This is a genomic window from Candidatus Megaera venefica (genome assembly GCF_034554655.1).
In the GTDB taxonomy this organism is placed as follows: Bacteria; Pseudomonadota; Alphaproteobacteria; order Rickettsiales; family Rickettsiaceae; genus Megaera_A; species Megaera_A venefica.
In genome coordinates, this window is record NZ_JARJFB010000225.1 from 1 (window position 1) to 1,944 (window position 1,944).

Annotated in this window: 1 protein-coding gene; it reads right to left on the reverse strand. The window is 35.2% G+C overall.

Annotated elements, in window-relative coordinates:
- Window positions 1-126 precede the first annotated feature (126 nt).
- Window positions 127-1,350 (reverse strand): DEAD/DEAH box helicase, encoded by a 1,224-nt coding sequence (locus Megvenef_RS09190; RefSeq protein WP_322777624.1) that lies wholly within the window; start codon window positions 1,348-1,350, stop codon window positions 127-129.
- Between the last annotated feature and the right edge of the window lie 594 nt (window positions 1,351-1,944).

Here is a 1,944-nt window from a genome sequence, read left to right on the forward strand (position 1 = left end):
TAGTCATATTTTATTCCTCTTGGTTATATTAATTGATTATATAACCTATAAGGAATTTACACACTTAGATGGACAGAGCCAGTTCAGAATCTCCTCTAATCCTTTTTTGCACGGGAAGGAGCCAGATCAAGCAGCTCTTACCCTACCGCCACCACTTGATTTCCTTTTTCCGCCTCCGTTACGAAACGTTTTCTTGAAGCCAAAAGATCTTTTTTCAGAACCATTTTTCTTAGCTCCGCTTCTTTTTGATGCTTCCATAGCTGGAGCATCTGGGTTTATTAAGCGGTTAATAGCATTCCATTTCATTCTATCACCAGGAGTTACGAAACACAGAGCCTCACCTTCGGCGCCTGCTCTAGCAGTTCTTCCTATTCTGTGAATATAATCCTCAGGACATTGTGGAAGATCAAAATTGATCACATGCTCAATATGGGGAATATCTAGACCACGTGCCGCTATATCAGTAGCCACTAGGATACGATATTTACTATTTCTAAATCCTCTAATTACAGTTTCACGCTTACTATGACGCAAATCACCGTGGATTGCATCTGTTTGATGATTCTCCCCCCTAAGTCTTTTTGCCATTTTTTCTGCACCAAACTTAGTTTTGACAAAGATAATAATCGAGCCAGAACGCTGCTGAAGTTGATTCAAAAGCTGTGGGTATTTTTCATCTTCAGATAGATGTACAATATCCTGCTTTATTTTTGGAGCTGGAACTGAGGTAGAGCCCATTGATATACGCTCTGGCTGATTCAAATATGAATCAGCTATTTTAATGATGTTTTTTGGTAAAGTAGCTGAAAATAACAATGTTTGACGTTGCTTAGGTAGGTGTTTTATTATTCTTTCTATCTGTATAGAAAAACCCATATCTAGCATTCTATCTGTTTCATCAAGTACTAAAAAACTAGTTTGACTAAAATTTAAATTACCACGCTCTAAGTGATCATTAATACGTCCAGGAGTACCAACAAATAGTCTTGGCCTCATCCGCAATTGCTGCATTTGTTTCATCATTGAGTCCCCGCCAATAAGTAGGGTCGTCTTAATTGGAGAGTTTCTGCCTAGTAAGTCTTGTAATGCACTCATAACCTGAGCAGCAAGTTCTCTTGTTGGCGCTAGCACTAAAGCAGAACTCTTTTGATCCGATAATAGCTTAGCAATTAGTGGGATTCCAAAAGCACCGGTTTTACCTGTACCTGTTTGCGCCGATCCTAGTATATCTTTTCCATTTAAAGCAATTGGAATTGTTGCAACCTGGATTGGAGTTGGAGTTTTGAAGTTAAGTCTGTCAAGTGATTGAACCAAAGTCTCTGGTAGTCCAAATGTATAAAAATTTTCCATATAATAATTCTTGTTTGAGAAAATAATTTTAGTTAAAAGAGTAAAAATTCTTTAACCAAAAATACTTTCATTGTTTAAATAGCTTTGCGATAAGTAACAAAACTTATAACAAATTTTTTCTTTGCTTAGTGCTTCTATTAATATTTTAAATGCCAAAAATAATGCTCTAAGCTTAATAATATAAGCAAGAGCAAGTTATCACATGCACATAATTCTATAATAGATTAAGTACTAATATATTGTTCTTTTTGGTAAAGTATGCTTGGCTACATCTTTAACGAAGTTGCCCTATCAAAAAGAGTTATCGTCTTACAAACCTTAAAATTTAAGGTGTCTTTCGGTATACTCTTATTCAAGTGACTGCGATTAACTATAATGTTTAGATAATGTTACATCTTCATCAATCAATGCGAGCTCTCTAGTTGTTTCTTTAAGAGCTGCATATGTAAAGAGTAGTAAAAAACTTGAGTGGACTATACACTCTTTTATTAAAACAATCAAGCAAAGTTTTAACTTAACCTGAACTAGCCAAAGATTATTTAGTATCAGCCCAGAAACTCTCTATAAATATTTACGAACTAAGAGTTAGTAAAT